Annotated in this window: 14 protein-coding genes; 2 read left to right on the top strand and 12 right to left on the bottom strand. The window is 61.4% G+C overall.

The window, feature by feature from the left end:
- Positions 1-25: 25 nt before the first annotated feature.
- Genes BUE09_RS17740 through BUE09_RS17730 form a run of 3 tightly spaced genes read right to left on the bottom strand, consistent with a single transcriptional unit; the run spans position 26 to position 3,281 of the window.
- Positions 26-787, bottom strand: a complete 762-nt coding sequence (locus BUE09_RS17740) for a TerC family protein (RefSeq protein ID WP_073303018.1) — start codon at positions 785-787, stop codon at positions 26-28.
- Positions 788-792: 5 nt separating this feature from the next.
- Positions 793-1,374, bottom strand: coding sequence for a mechanosensitive ion channel family protein (locus BUE09_RS17735; RefSeq protein WP_073303016.1), 582 nt, complete (start codon positions 1,372-1,374; stop codon positions 793-795).
- Positions 1,371-3,281, bottom strand: coding sequence for an ATP-binding cassette domain-containing protein (locus tag BUE09_RS17730; RefSeq protein WP_073303014.1), 1,911 nt, complete (start codon positions 3,279-3,281; stop codon positions 1,371-1,373). The genes BUE09_RS17735 and BUE09_RS17730 overlap by 4 nt, the downstream gene beginning before the upstream one ends.
- A gap of 68 nt (positions 3,282-3,349) precedes the next feature.
- Between BUE09_RS17730 and BUE09_RS17725 the strand changes: the two genes are divergently transcribed.
- Positions 3,350-3,829: a TIGR02444 family protein gene (locus BUE09_RS17725; protein ID WP_073303012.1), complete on the top strand. Its 480-nt coding sequence runs from the start codon at positions 3,350-3,352 to the stop codon at positions 3,827-3,829.
- Here the strand turns inward: BUE09_RS17725 and BUE09_RS20525 are convergent.
- From BUE09_RS20525 to BUE09_RS17680, 9 genes are all read right to left on the bottom strand, one after another.
- On the bottom strand, positions 3,802-4,611 hold the full coding sequence (locus BUE09_RS20525) for an AlgP family protein (RefSeq protein ID WP_073303010.1): 810 nt from the start codon (positions 4,609-4,611) through the stop codon (positions 3,802-3,804). The genes BUE09_RS17725 and BUE09_RS20525 overlap by 28 nt on opposite strands.
- Positions 4,612-4,726: 115 nt before the next feature.
- On the bottom strand, positions 4,727-5,191 hold the full coding sequence (locus BUE09_RS17715; RefSeq protein WP_073303008.1) for an Rsd/AlgQ family anti-sigma factor: 465 nt from the start codon (positions 5,189-5,191) through the stop codon (positions 4,727-4,729).
- A 249-nt stretch (positions 5,192-5,440) separates the two neighbouring features.
- On the bottom strand, positions 5,441-5,932 hold the full coding sequence (locus tag BUE09_RS17710) for a disulfide bond formation protein B (protein ID WP_073303006.1): 492 nt from the start codon (positions 5,930-5,932) through the stop codon (positions 5,441-5,443).
- A 122-nt stretch (positions 5,933-6,054) separates the two neighbouring features.
- Positions 6,055-7,293 carry a heme biosynthesis HemY N-terminal domain-containing protein gene (locus BUE09_RS17705; protein ID WP_073303004.1) on the bottom strand — a complete coding sequence of 413 codons (1,239 nt, stop codon included), beginning with the start codon at positions 7,291-7,293 and terminating at the stop codon, positions 6,055-6,057.
- Entirely contained in the window at positions 7,290-8,573 is a 1,284-nt protein-coding gene (locus BUE09_RS17700; protein ID WP_073303002.1) for a uroporphyrinogen-III C-methyltransferase, read from the bottom strand. Before BUE09_RS17700 ends, BUE09_RS17705 begins: the two co-directional genes overlap by 4 nt.
- A gap of 16 nt (positions 8,574-8,589) precedes the next feature.
- On the bottom strand, positions 8,590-9,360 hold the full coding sequence (locus BUE09_RS17695) for a uroporphyrinogen-III synthase (protein ID WP_073303000.1): 771 nt from the start codon (positions 9,358-9,360) through the stop codon (positions 8,590-8,592).
- Positions 9,357-10,295, bottom strand: coding sequence for a hydroxymethylbilane synthase (hemC, locus tag BUE09_RS17690; RefSeq protein WP_073302998.1), 939 nt, complete (start codon positions 10,293-10,295; stop codon positions 9,357-9,359). The genes BUE09_RS17695 and hemC overlap by 4 nt, the downstream gene beginning before the upstream one ends.
- Before the next feature lie 137 nt (positions 10,296-10,432).
- Positions 10,433-11,179: a LytR/AlgR family response regulator transcription factor gene (locus BUE09_RS17685; RefSeq protein WP_019341265.1), complete on the bottom strand. Its 747-nt coding sequence runs from the start codon at positions 11,177-11,179 to the stop codon at positions 10,433-10,435.
- Positions 11,176-12,258: a sensor histidine kinase gene (locus tag BUE09_RS17680; RefSeq protein WP_073302996.1), complete on the bottom strand. Its 1,083-nt coding sequence runs from the start codon at positions 12,256-12,258 to the stop codon at positions 11,176-11,178. The genes BUE09_RS17685 and BUE09_RS17680 overlap by 4 nt, the downstream gene beginning before the upstream one ends.
- 267 nt (positions 12,259-12,525) lie before the next feature.
- Here BUE09_RS17680 and BUE09_RS17675 point away from each other — a divergent pair, with 267 nt between their 5' ends.
- Complete coding sequence (locus BUE09_RS17675) at positions 12,526-14,457, top strand: methyl-accepting chemotaxis protein (RefSeq protein WP_073302994.1); 1,932 nt, start codon at positions 12,526-12,528, stop codon at positions 14,455-14,457.
- Positions 14,458-14,516 lie beyond the last annotated feature (59 nt).

Genomic DNA, 14,516 nt, shown 5'->3' with positions numbered 1-14,516 from the left:
CTGCACCGCGCAGCCGCTATGGTTCTCAGTCCGGCATGTCCTTGCCGAGTTTCACCGGCTCTTTCAGCTTGCGCTTCATCGCCTTGCGCATGCGGATGTTGAGCGCTTCGACCCCCAGCGAGAACGCCATGGCGAAGTACACGTACCCCTTGGGCACATGCGCGCCAAAGGCTTCAGCCACCAGCAGGGTGCCGACCACGATCAGGAACGACAGCGCGAGAATCTTCAGCGTCGGATGCTTCTCGATGAAGTCGCTGATGGTGCCGGCCGCCAACATCATGACCCCGACCGCGATGATGATTGCGGCGACCATCACCTGTACGTTGTCCACCAGACCCACCGCGGTAATCACCGAGTCCAGCGAGAAGACGATATCAATTACCGCAATCTGCAGGATGATGCCGACGAATCCAGCCTTGACCGCTCCGCCAGTGCTGCCGTCCTGCTCCTCTTCGCCTTCGACGCTGTGCCAGATTTCCATGGTGCTCTTGAACAAGAGGAACAAGCCACCAAAGAAAAGGATCAGGTCGCGCCCGGATACGCCTTGCTCGAATACCGTAAACAGATCATTGGTCAGGCGCATTACCCATGCAATCGACAACAGCAACAGAATCCGCGTAACCATCGCCAGTGCCAGCCCAAAGAAGCGCGCCTTGGGCTGCTGTTCCTTGGGCAAACGTCCGACCAGAATGGAAATGAAGATGATGTTGTCGATGCCGAGGACGATTTCCAGGGCGGTCAGGGTCAGAAACGCGACCCAGATTTCCGGGTTGCTAAGCCATTCCATGAGAGTTACTCGTGTGTGTTGTGATTGGTGGTTTGGATGTCTGTCCCACGCCAGCGGCGCACGACTTTCTGAAAGAACAAGCTGTTTGGTACCTGAACGATGGCACCAGTTCCGCTCTCGGAGATTTCCTCCAATGTGGTGTAGAGCAGGTTGATGTCGATGACTCGACCCTTGACGATCGGCTTGTCGAAGCTCTCCACCAGCTCCACGAGATCGCCCAACCGGAAGGGCCCCACCGTCATGATGAGCACGGCGCAGAGCAGGTTGGACAACACGCTCCAGATTGCAAAGAAGGCTATCGCTGCGACTGCGACGAACCCGGAGAAGGCGGTCCAGATCACCGTTGCGGATACACCGAAGCGCTCAAGCACCATGATCAGTGCGCCACCGATGATGAACCAGCGAATACCGCCCCGCAGCGGCAGCAGCAGCTCGGGTGGCAGCGGATAACGCCTGCCCAGTCGTTCCAGCCCCCGCACCACCAACCGTTGCAACAGGTAGGCGATCAACAGGATAAACATGACCTGCAGCCCAAGCAGTAGCGGGTCGCGCCACTGCTGGAGCAGCAACAGCAGCGACTCGTTCACGCGCTACCCTCGAGCTGTCCTTGCAGGTTCTCCAGGGCTTCGAGCGCCTCCAGCCAGGCCTCTTCCAGCTCGCCTTCGCGCACCTTCAGCTCAGCCTGTTTGGCCAGCAGCTCGCGAAGCTCATCCTTGCGCGCCACCTCGTAGAGCGCGGCATCGCCGAGTCGCTGCTCCAGCACGGCCAGCTTGTCATGCACACCGGCAAGATCCTTTTCGAGCTTGTCCGCCTGGCGCTTGAGCGGCGCCAGCTGCTGCCGCAAAGCAGCAGCCGCCTGACGCAAGGCACGCTTGTCGGTTTTGTCACCGGATGGCTCGGTTGCACTCACCGGCTGCTGACGGGCACGAAACTCCACCAGCCATCGCGCGTAATCCTCGAGATCTCCATCGAAGGTGACGACTCTCCCTTCAGCCACCAGAAGAAATTCGTCAGTCGTGCTCTTGAGTAGATGGCGATCGTGGGACACCACCAAAACCGCACCCTCGAAATCCTGTAGCGCCAGCGTCAGAGCCAAGCGCATTTCCAGATCCAGGTGGTTGGTCGGCTCATCAAGCAGTAGTAGGTTGGGCTTACCCCAAGCGATCAGCGCCAATGCCAACCGCGCTTTTTCACCACCCGAGAAATTGAGGACCGGCTCGTCACAGCGATTGCCACGAAAATCGAAACCACCCAGGAAATCGCGAAGCACCTGCTCACGCTCGCCCGGTGCAATGCGCTGCAGGTGCAACAGCGGGCTGGCATTGGCGTCCAGCGCATCCAGCTGATGCTGAGCGAAATAGCCGATGACAAGGTTTTCGCCACGCTGCAACCGACCGCCCAAGGGCTGCAGCTCATCAGCCAGCGTCTTGATCAGCGTCGACTTGCCCGCACCGTTGGGGCCGAGCAGACCTATCCGCGCGCCAGGTACCAATTGCAGCTTGACCTTGTCCAGCACCACTTTTTCGCCGTAGCCAAGACTTCCCTGTTCAAGATCCAGCAGCGGGCTGGAGACCTTATCCGCTTCGCGAAACACGAAGTCGAACGGCGAATCGATGTGAGCCGGCGCCAGCTCTTCTAGCCGTTCCAGTGCCTTGATTCGACTCTGCGCCTGACGCGCCTTGCTCGCCTTGGCTTTGAAGCGGCGGATGAAATCCTCCATGTGCTCGCGCTGCGCCTGCTGCTTTTCGAAGGCTTGCTGCTGCTGAGCCAGACGCTCGGCGCGCGCCCGTTCGAATGCTGAGTAGCCACCTCGATAGAGCGTCAGTTTGCGCTGTTCGACATGCACCACGTTACCAACCACCTCGTCGAGGAAGTCGCGGTCGTGAGAGATCAGCATCAGCGTGCCGGGATAGCTCTTGAGCCAGGCTTCCAGCCAGAGAATCGCGTCCAGATCGAGGTGGTTGGTCGGCTCATCGAGCAACAGCAAGTCAGACGGGCACATCAGCGCTTGTGCGAGGTTCAGGCGCATTCGCCAGCCACCGGAAAAACTGCTGACCGGTCGATCCATCTGCTCGTTGGCAAAGCCCAGGCCTGCCAACAGCTTGCGCGCCCGCGCGTCAGCGGTATAGCCGTCGGCGTTATCGAGCTCGGTATGCAAACGAGCCAGCGCGCTGCCATCGTGGACAGCTTCAGCCGCGATCAGATCGCCCTGGATACGGCGCAGCTCGGTATCGCCGTCCAGCACGTAATCAACCGCCAACCGGTCGAGCGCGTCGACCTCCTGGCGCATGTGCGCGATGCGCCAGTCCGGCGGAATCTGGCAGTCGCCGCCATCTGCGGCAAATTCGCCACGCAGCAAGGCGAACAGGCTGGATTTACCGGCGCCGTTGGCACCGACCAACCCGGCCTTCTGGCCAGGGTGAAGAGTCAGATCGGCGCCGTCGAGCAAACGCTGCGGGCCGCGCTGTAGAGTGAGGTTCTGGAGTCGGATCATAATGGCGGCGGAGTTTATCAGGTCGCCCGGAAATCCATCCGGCTGCCCACAAAAAAAAGCCATTACAGATGAAGAGCGACGACCTCTGGAATTTTGCCCTCGCCTGCTATGCAACGCCTGGTGTGGAAAAGGCGTGCCTTGAATTACAGGCGCTGGAGATGGACGTCTGCCTGCTCCTTGCCTGCAGTTGGTTGGAAGCCCGCGGCGTTCGCCGAGATGCGCAGCGATTGGAAGCGCTGAAACAACTCAGCAAGGATTGGCAGAGCGCAGTCGTATTGCCCCTGCGAAACCTGCGCCAGGCGTGGCGTGAGCAGGCAGCCGGCGACACAGAACTTGCCGACCTGCGCAGGCGCGTTAAAACGCTGGAACTGGAAGCCGAAAGGATTCAGCTCGATCGCCTTCAGCGAGTAACACAGCATTGGTTGCCAGAGGACGGATCGGACGACTGGCTGAACCCGCTATGCGCAGGGGTCGAGGGCGACCCGCGCGCATGGCTGAACGTGCTGCGCCGTGCAGCTTCTCAGCTGGGCGCTGGCGGTGCGGGCTGATCTGCGCTGACGGTCTTGGTTGATGCCGGCTTGCGCGTTGCAGCAGGCTTGGCAGCACCGGATGGATTGGTTGTAGCCGGTTTGGGTTTTGCACGGCCACTGGCAGGTCGGGCGGTGCGTTTCGCGGCACTACTAGCTGCTGCCGCTGGGCCGCCGGAAGCGTTAGCGGTGGTTGATTTGTCATCTTTGGAAGCCACCGACCGCGTGCGGGTTGTGGCTGCTGGCTTGCTCGCCGCCGGGCTCGAACTGCTGGAGGACTGCCTGGTCGGAGCTGGCTTGGTTGTTGCCGGCTTGGTGGCGCTTGGCCTGGTGACACCTGGTTTGGTTGTAGCGGGCGCAGCCTTGCGTTGCGCTGAGGCCGAACGTGACGGTGTGGCCTTGCCGCGTGATGCCAGTGCTTGTGCCGCAGCCTTTTCAACCTGTGTGACACCTTGCGCCAGGTTCAGGCTCTGCTCGGCATCGCGTTTAAGATCGGCCAGATAGCTCAAGGTTTCGCTCTGCCGTGTCTGCAGCAAGGCGAGCATGTCATCCAGTTCGGTCAGTTTTGAACGCGCCTTGCTTTGGGCCTTCGACTTGCCCGCATTGCCGGCCTCGTCGAGCTTGGCTCGGGTTTTGACCAGTTTTTCCTGGGTCTTGCCGCGCTGCTTTTCGAGCTTGGCCAGGAGAAGCTCTGCGTCCTTCTGTGCATCCGTGCAGGCTTTTTCCAGGTGCTCCACCAAACTCTTCGACAACTGCTGAAGCAAGTGCAGCGGAGTCGTGACCGCATTCTTCGTTGCTGGCATGAAAGTGCCTCCTGGCGGGGTTGGTGCAGCCATACTAGACGGGCTGCAGTGATCCGCCAATCAATCAGCGAAGCACGCTACAAGCGATCCTTCGCTCGCAGCTGAGCGGCGCGGATCAGGCGGTAGCAGCAGGCTGCTTGTGCGCCGTGTGCAGCACTTCGATCAGGCAGTCTTCTAACTCGAAGCGCTCGTGTAGCAACCGGCCCAGATGCTTCAGCTCGTCCGGAAGGCCTGGGCTTTCGAGGCAGTCGCCGTTGTCACAACGATCATTGAAAGCAACCGCCACCTGGGTAATCGCCTCGATACGAGGATAAATCTGACGCGCCAGATCCAGGCCGCGCTCGTCACCAAAGGCTTCAGCTTCATTGAGCAATTGCTCATAGATCTCGAAATGACCAGCCGACACGTAGTCCAGCAGTATTTCGCAGAATTTTTGCAAGGCCGGGCGAGTAGCCGCTTCGGCCCCCCCATGCAGCCCATCGAATGCGTTGATCAATGCATGGCGTTCTTGCAGCCAGCGGTCGATCAGCAGGTGCACACCTCCCCAGCGTTCCTGGGCGTTCCGACAGCTCTCGAGCATGATGACCTCACTTCCCTAATCGATGTTTCTTGTTGCGCCTTCCGAGACGGTTTTTTGTCTTGGGATATCGGCCTTGGGTGAGTGACAGCGAAATTGGCAGAAAACCGACGCCGCCTGGGCAGACTAAGCCGCAGAGAAGGAAGCATCAAGCAGCAGCATCATTTTCACCTGCCTCTCTCGACAACCCCGCTTCGCCTTGCTCATTGACCGCCAAGCACAGGGATCATTCGCTCGCTCGAACAAAAAGCCTCAATCACGCCGTAACAGCTGCCAGAAACAAAAGACGACCATAGCGATGAAGGCAAGCAAGGTCCACTCCGAAATACTCATGCCGAGCAGGGTCCAGCTGACTTCAGCGCACTCGGCCGTACCGTGAAGTACCAGTCTGGCGATTTCCTGGAACGGCAGGGCATCCATCATGTATTCGAGACTGGGCAGACAGCTCGGAAGCTGGTCGGCGGGCATGTTCTGCAGCCAGATCTGGCGTATCGCCGTGCCGCCGCCGGCAACAGCGCAAAGCAACGCCAAAACCGAATAAACCCGTCGGCCGGCCTTATGCGGTCCGTGCAACGCTGCGACCAGACAGACCAGGCCGAAGCCGATGACGCATATACGCTGAACGATGCACAACGGGCATGGCGCCAGCCCGACAACATGCTCGAGATACAGCGCAGCGACCATCATCAACGCGCAGGCGATAAAGGCCAGAAGAAACAGCGAACGTGGGCTGGCCAGGTTCATAGCGACTCCGCAGACAGGAAAAGTTCGCTACGGTAGTGCGGCACGCAGCGAGCTGCAAGCCATAAGCAAACCGCCACAGCGGCGCGGGACGGGTGTCACGTCCCGAGCGGCCGCGTCATTTGCTAACTGCTGCTGGTTGTCTGTATTCGGTTGGAGCTGGATTGATCAAGAAGCCCCAGGCCTTCCTGGAACAGCCGGTTGCTGCGCTCGTTGTCGCCCAGCTGGGCCAGCAATCGCGCCAGCTCGGCGCAGGTTCCGGGACGGTGCTCGAAGCGCAGGCTGGCTTCGAGATAATCGCGCGCCTTGCCCCATAGGGCGTTGCGCATGCTCAGCCGACCAAGTGCGAGCAGAAGCTCGGCATTCTCCGGATTAGCCTTGAGCCAGTTTTCTGCATTCGCCAGCTGACGCGCAGGGTCCTGGCCGCGAACGCGACCGTAGCGCTCCACCAGTCGATCATCGAATTGGCGTTTGAGCGCTGCGTAGAGTACATCTTCGGCCTTCGCATCGGCGCCTAGGCGGGACAGACCGTCAGCGTAGGCGCGCACCAGCAGAGGCTCAGTGCGCAACCCGGACGGGACGGTTTGCCACTTCTGATTCAGCGCCTGCAGCGCATCCTCGTTACTGGGCGCTGAGGCCTGACCGGTTTGCTCAAGCGCCGCAGTCCAGGCCAGAAGCTCAAGCTCACTCAAGCGAGCCGGCGGTAACACCCGATGCTTGCGCAGTTCGGGCAACAAGCGGCACAACGCAGACCAATCTTGCAGCTGAACGTAGAGCTGCTGCAGCAGGGTCAGCACATAGGCATGACGAGGGTGATCGCTGTGCAGCGCATTAAGCGTTTCCCGCGCCTCGCCATACTGGCCTCTCGCGATCTGCAGCTGCGCCTGGGTCAGGCCAACCGCAAGACCCGACTCGGGCTCGCGCTCCCTTGCCTTGCGCAGCAGCTCGTCGCTCTGCTCATGCTCGCCCAGTTCATTGGCGGCACGGGCGGCACCAAGGTAATGCACCAGCGGCTGGTGGTCGTGCTCGGCAGCGGAGCGCAAATGGCCCAGCGCGTGACTCCACTGGCCCTCGGCCAACTCTCGCAAACCGCTGCGTGATGCCTTGCTGACACGCCGCTCGCGATGGCGGCGCGACCACGGATTGACCAGGGCCCCGGAGGTATGCAGCAGGCCGAGCACCCAGTGCACGACCATCGCCAGTAGCCACAGGCACGCGATCAGGCCAAGGAAAATCCAGAAGCTCGACTCGTAGCGAAAGCGGTCATAGCTGATCAGGACGTAGCCCGCGTCCTGTGCGATGGCCCAGCCGAAGAACCCAACGATCGCTATAAGCAGGATCAGGACAAAGGCGAATCGCTTCATGCGCGCTGCCCCTCTTCGGTCGCAGCGCCGTCAGTAGCCGGCTGCTCCGGTTGTGGGCTCGACTCTTCTGCAGGCCGTTCTGCGGGCTGCTCCGCGGGTTGCTCTGAACGGCTGTCAGCAGGCGACACTGCACTTTCGGACGATTCACGCTGCTGCACATAGGTCTGCAGTGCACGGAGCGCCGGTGCAAGATCGGGCAGACTGACCGAGACCTGGCGCGTTTTCAGCTCCTCGATGCGATCCCGAAGGCCGCGGCTCTGCCCGTTCTCTTCGCTGAAGTGATCTTTGATGAGCTGGGCCGCCTGCTCCAGCGATTGCTGGTAGACCTTTTCGTTACTGTTCAGCACGGCCCACTGCGCTTGCTCAATGGCGAGAGACAAGGCCAAGCGCACCTGCGCCAGGCTTTGTCCCGCAAGCAGCGGTTTGACGCTATTGCCGGCGTCGAAATCGATACGCACATAACGGGTCAGCTCATTCAGCCAACGCTGCCAGCGGCTATCAGCCTGCTCACTTCCTGCCTGGCCCGCCTCGAATTCCGGAGCCAGACCGTTGAGTTGGTTGGCTTGGCCACGCAACGCACCCAGCTGAAGAAACAACCCGGTGCGGTCCAGCTCCGGCAGGCTGCGCAACGCTTCTAGCCCTTCGAGCAATTTCTGCCGTGCCGCGTAGGCACCGGGATCGTCCTGTTTGCGCAAGATCAAATCCGACTCGGCGAGCAGCGATTCGGCGCTGTTCACGTCCTGCATCGCCGACAGACGCAACATCGCCATGCGCAGCAGATGCTCGGCTTCGGCGAGCCGCCATTGCTCGCGGCTGGATCCGAGAACCTGCTCAACACGCCCCGCCAACCGTTGCTGGTCGCTTTGCAGCTCGGAAAGCAAACGGCGACGATCCTCCAGCTGTTCGGCTGAGGGCAGTTGTTCCAGTTTGCCTAGACGACTGGCCAGTTGTTGGCTGCGCTCACTCAACTGGCGGGTCTGTTCGCTCGTAGCCTGTGCCGACTGCTGCTGTTGCTGCTTCTGATCGGCCAGTTGCTGAGTCTGCCAGACGCTGTAGCCCCCTGCGGCCAGACCTGCCAGACCGACCAGCAGCGCCAGACCGGCCAGCCCTTTGCCGCCGCCACGCGCATCAGGGTTGGCACTGGCAGGCGTTTTCGGTGGCGGCGCCTTCGGGGCTTCTTTCGAAGCCCTTGGGGCGTCTTTATTGATCGGATTCTGATTGGCCACAGAATCGTTGCCCTTCGGTTGCTGCGGTGCCTTGTCGGGGTCTACTTCGCTCACGTTTCCATCCTTTGCATTAGGAAGCGGGCCCGGGACTTTCCCGTAGCGCCGCCAGCAAAGCCGCGGCTCCAGCACCACGGCAGTCCACTATTCTATTGGCGCCCAACGCCTTGGCCATCTCGGCCACACGAGGGCTGGGTACGAACAAGGGTAGCTCAAGCATGCCACCCCAATCGGCGCCTGCCAGCTCGCGTAATGACTGCAAACCCTGTCCACTGCTGACCACCACCGCGTTCAGCCGTTCCGAGCGAAGGGTTTTGAGTAGCGTGCCTGGCAGGTAATCCGGCAGGTGACGGCGATACAATTCGAGGCTGTCGACCTGCGCGCCACGGGCACGTAGCGTGTCGGCGATAAGCTCGCGTCCGCCTTCGCCTCGAAGAATCAAGACCCTTGGATGGGGCGCGCTTAGGGCCTGAGCCAATCCTGGCAAGGCGAGCAGCGCTTCGCTGTCGTCACCAGCGACCGGCCAGCTGGCGTCCAGACCGTAATCGGCGAGTATCGCGCCAGTCGCTCCACCGACACTGAACCATGCTTGCCCAGCAGGCGCCTGCGGCCAGTAGCGGCGCAGAAGCGTCAAACCCAACCTGGCAGCCGGCTTACTGACGACCACCACCGCAGCGTAGCGGTCCAGTTCCAGCATGGTCGCGCGCTGCTGAGGTGTTTCTGCAAGGGCTTCGATGGTCAGCAGTGGCAGGCTAGCGCTGTGAATTCCCTGCACTGCCAGCGTGGCGGCTAGCGCCGCACACTCCTCAGCCGGCCGCGTCAGCAACAGACGCCAGCCGTTCACGCCTTACCGGTCTCGCCATAGATATCCTGGAGGATCTTCCCAGCGCCTTGCTGCAGCAATTCTTCAGCGATGCGCACGCCAAGCACTTCGGCTTCGGCATTGGGCGCACGCCCCTCAGCGCGCAGAAGCACGGCACCATCGGGCTGTCCTACCAGCCCACGCAACCACAGCTGATCGCCTTCGAGTACCGCGTAACAGGCGATCGGCACCTGACAGCCTCCATTGAGGTGGCGGTTCAGCGCCCGCTCGGCACTGACGCGAATCGCGGTATCGGGATCGTTCATGCATTGAAGCAGCTGATGCAGCTCGGTATCGCCGGTCCTGCACTCAATCCCGACCGCGCCCTGCCCGCCCGCAGGCAAGCTGTCTTCAACACTGATGCTGGCGCGGATGCGGTCACCGAAACCAAGACGGATCAAGCCGGCCGCTGCGAGGATAATCGCGTCGTACTCGCCGGCATCGAGCTTGGCCAGGCGAGTGTTGACGTTGCCGCGCAGGAACTGGATCTTGAGGTCGGGGCGACGCGCCAGTAGCTGCGCCTGACGCCGCAGGCTGGAGGTGCCGACGACCGCTCCGGCAGGCAACGCATCGAAATCCTCGTAGTGATTGGAGACGAACGCATCGCGCGGGTCTTCCCGCTCACAGATGCAATACAGGCCGAGTCCCTCGGGAAATTCCATGGGTACGTCCTTCATGGAGTGCACGGCGATGTCCGCTTCGTTCTCCATCAGGGCTGTTTCCAGCTCTTTGACGAAAAGGCCTTTGCCGCCAATCTTCGCCAGCGGAGCATCGAGCAACTTGTCACCCCGACTGACCATCGGCACCAGGCTCACCGTTACATGCGGATGGGCGGCTTCCAGGCGCGCCTTGACGTATTCGGCCTGCCACAGGGCCAGGGCACTCTTGCGGGTAGCGATGCGAATTTCGCGGGACATGAGCAATTCCAGACAGATGAACTGCCGGCGATGATAACAGGCCAGGAACAGCGATCGGGTTGGCAGGGATCAAGGAAAGCCGTCCGGGGGGACGGTTGAGCTGGAGCGGGGCGCCTATCCTTAGCGCCAGCTCCGTATCAAAGGTTCTGCATCAACTTGCGAACACCGGCGACATGGCGGCGGCTTACGGTCAGCGGCTCACCCTCAAGCCCTTTGAGAAACAGCTGAAAATGTCCCAGGGGGGTGCGCTGCAAGCGTTCGATGCGGTCGCGATAGACCAGCGCATTGCGGTGAATGCGGACGAACCGCTCGCCGAACTCATCTTCGAGCGCCTTCAAGGGCTCATCTAGCAGAACCTCGCCGCCCTCATGGCGCAGGGTGACGTATTTGTGGTCAGCGATGAAATAGATCACCTGAGGCAATGGGATCAGTTCAATGCCCTTGCGGGTCCGTGCGCTGATATGGCTGCGCGGGCCGGTGCCGCTCACCGCCGCCGGACGCGTCAGCGCCGCGAGTTGCACACGATTGGGTCGCTCGGCTTTCTTCAATGCTTCAGCGAGGTGTTCGGGCCGTACCGGCTTGACCAGATAACCGACCGCGCTCACCTGGAAGGCATCCAGCGCAAACTCGTCGTGGGCGGTGCAGAAGATCACCGCGGGAGGTGCGTCGCGCTCGCACAACTTGGCTGCAACCTGGAGGCCATCAAGCCCCGGCATACGGATATCCAGCAACACAACATCGGGCCGCAGGTCCTCGATCAGGGACAGCGCCTCTTCGCCATTGGAGGCGGAAGGTTCCAGGACACGATAGCCGTCAAGGTCACCTACCAGTCGGCCGAGGCGCTCGCGGGCTAGAGGTTCGTCATCGACAATCAGCACATTCATACAGTTCTGGCTTCCTGCTTTTGTGTCGCACACGGATAGCGTAGACAGGTGTAGTAACGGGCATTACGCCGCTCCACGCTGAGACTCGCCGCGGGACCGAAAAGTGCCGTTAGTCGTGCGTCTATATTATGCAGCGCTTGCTGAGTCCCTCTAGATGGCAGCTTTGCAGCCGTTTCGTCAAAGGGGTTGCTGACCTGCAAATGGAACACGCCATCAGCATAGTAGGCCGCCACGCTGACCACCCCGCCCTCGATTCTTGGCTGGATTCCATGAATCAGCGCGTTCTCCAGAAGCGGCTGCAAGGTCAGTTGGGGAATCGGCAGATCGTCCGGCACGGCATCGACCTGCCATTCGACTTTCAGCCGTTCGCCGAGGCGATACTGCTCGATGGAAAGGTAGCGGCGTGATAACTCCAGTTCTTCGCGCCATGGCACCAGCGTGCCGGGGCGCGCCAGGCTGGCGCGGAACAAATCAGACAGATCGAGCACCGCTTGCTCGGCCTTGGCCGGATCGGTGACCACCAGGCTGGCGATACTGTTCAGGCTGTTGAACAGAAAATGCGGCCGGATGCGCGCCTGCAACGACTCGATGCGCGCGCGCAGCTCGGCCTGCTCCTGCCGCCGCCATTGGCTCTGCAGGTAGAAGTAGCGCAGCAACAGGCCCGACATGATCAGACTGATCAGTGCATGACGCAGATACAGGTTCACCTCGCCGACGCGCGTCAGCGGACCGCCAAGCTGGTAGATATCGGCGACCGCCGTACACGCCAGTGTGAGCCCGACCACCATGGCGCAGCAGGCAAGCCCTGCCAACCAGGCCGGCAACCGCGCCAGCAGCGGCCGCAGCTGACAGGTCAGACCGGCCGACAGCAGCATCACCCACTGCACGAACAGCGACGCCAGCGCCAGACGCATCCAGTTGAACCCAGGCTGCATCGGCTCGGCGAGCACCAGTACCAGCACCAGCAGCTCTGCGAGCAACACCAGGCCAAGTAGGGCATCGGGCTGGCATAGCTCAGGCACGAAGAAGTCATCGACCGGAGCCGTGGGCCGCGTTCGATCAAGTTTTTTTGTTCGCATGAATCGAGTTTCCGCGCCGAGAGGGTGCAAAGCAAGGCGAGCCCGGCAAGGCGGGCATCTGCCGTCGCGCAGCAAAGGCAAGTCTATCGGCCCGGCGCGATCCGAGGCTGACGAACGGTCGCCAGTTTTACGTTTCGACAATCAAGCATATGGCCGTTTTCGCCGATAAAAGAGGTCTATGGGCGACTCGTAATAGCGCATGATGGCTCAATGCCTGCATCACAACTCTCGCCGCTAATCGCTACCGCTGCTCAGGAGTATTGACCCATGCTGCTATTTTCCTCTCTGCGTAGCCGCTTGCTACGCCCGGTATTCCTGACGCTATGCGCCGCCGTTGTGGTGCAAATGCTGGTTGCTCTCGCATTGACCCGCGGCACGATCGATGGGCTCGAGCAGGATATCGAGCAAAGTCTGGGCGCAGATTCGGCACGCCTGCTGCTGGCGCTGCGCACCGCAGATACCGAGGTCAGTCGCGGGCTTTCCAGCCTGGCCGAACGCATGACCGGTGATCTATCCCGAGGATTGACGCAGCAATTGACCGAAGAGCAGAAACAGCTGAAAGACGTGCTCGAGCGTCACCTCAAACAATCCGGAGACGACCTCGCCACGCTGCTCGCCGGCGTTGCGCCAGCGGCGATCTGGGACAACGACGTACCGGCGCTGACCGAGTTCGTCAGAATGGCTCACCGCAACCCGGCAGTCGTGTTCGTCGTCTATTTCGATGCCGATGGCAACCAACTCACCCGCCATTTGAACCGCCAGGATCCGCGCGTCAAGACGTTGCTGGACAAGGGCACCGGGCGCACCTCATTCGACAAGGTGCTGTCAGCAGGCGAGAACGATCCCACGCTGTATCTCGCCAAGACCTCGATCAACCCCAAGGGCGCGGACATCGGCCAGGTTGTCCTCGGTTTCTCCACCTCAGCGGTAAGCACCGAACTGGCCGCCTTCGACAGCCGCTTCCAGACGCTGGTCACCAGCGGCGCTAAGCTGGTAGAGGCCGGCCTCGCGACCACTGCCAGCGACAGCGCGAAGATCATGGCGTCAGGCCTGGCCGCTGCTACGGAGGTGGCCCAAAGCATCGAGTCCAATAGCCAGAAGGCAGTGGAGCGCTCGGCTTCGGCACTGCTTTGGAAAATCAGCTCCGGCCTCGCCATCACCGGGATACTGCTCCTATTCGCCGTTACCTTGGTGCTTGGGCGCCAGGTACTACGCCGACTGAGCCTGCTCAACGGCGCGCTGCGCGGTCTCTCGGCCGGCCACGGCGACCTCGCTCAGCGCGTCAAGATCCACAGCGCAGACGAGGTGGGCGAGATGGCGGACGCGGTCAATCTGTTCCTGGCCAAGCTCCAGCCGATCGTCCAGGAAGCACGCGCCATCGCCGTACAGACAGGGGCGGAAATCGACACCTTGGGCAACCGCAGTCGCGCTGCCGCAGCCGCTGCCGAACGTCAACGCGACGAAGTCGCCGGCAGCTTGCAGGCGTTGGCCGACATGACCCAACGCGCGCAGGATGAAAGCCGGGCCATGCAGACTGCTCTCGATCAGGTCGCTTCGATTCGCAAGGCCGCGGTGGATAACGAGGCGATTTCCGAACAGGTCGGCCGGACGATCGAGGCACTTGGCAGTGGCGTACAGACAAGCGCCTCGGTCATCGAGAAACTTGCCACGCAAAGCGAACAGATCGAAGTAGTCCTGACCGTGATCCGAGGTATCGCCGAGCAAACGAATCTGCTGGCATTGAATGCAGCCATCGAAGCCGCCCGCGCCGGTGAAAGTGGTCGTGGATTCGCCGTGGTGGCCGATGAAGTGCGAGCACTCGCCAGCAAGACCCAGCAATCTACCGGCGATATCCAGGTGCATATCGAAAGCCTGCAACGGGGTGCTCGCGACGCCGTCTCGGCAATCAACGCGGCCGGTAAACAAGCCGACAGCGGCCTGGCCTCCCTGGGCAGCAGTCGCGATCTGCAGCGCGCTTTGCAGACTGCCGTCGAGCAAGTGCATCAGGTCGTTCGCGAGGCCACCAAAGGCGCAGAACAACAAGCCAGCACGGCAACGACGGTACGCGAGCGGGTCGAAGTCATTCTCACCGAAGCTGAACGATCCGCCGAAGCGGTGACTGCAACCGCGGCCAGTGGCAAGGAACTGGGCGTGCTCGCGCAAAGGCTCGAAGCCAGCCTCGGGCAGTTCAAAGCCTGATAACGCCGCTCACTGGATAGCGCCAGCGCGGAAGCCGCGCGTAACCCTGCTATTATTCG

It is taken from the genome of Stutzerimonas xanthomarina DSM 18231 (assembly GCF_900129835.1).
GTDB classification, from domain to species: domain Bacteria; phylum Pseudomonadota; class Gammaproteobacteria; order Pseudomonadales; family Pseudomonadaceae; genus Stutzerimonas; species Stutzerimonas xanthomarina.
This window is presented reverse-complemented; position numbering and strand designations above follow the sequence as displayed.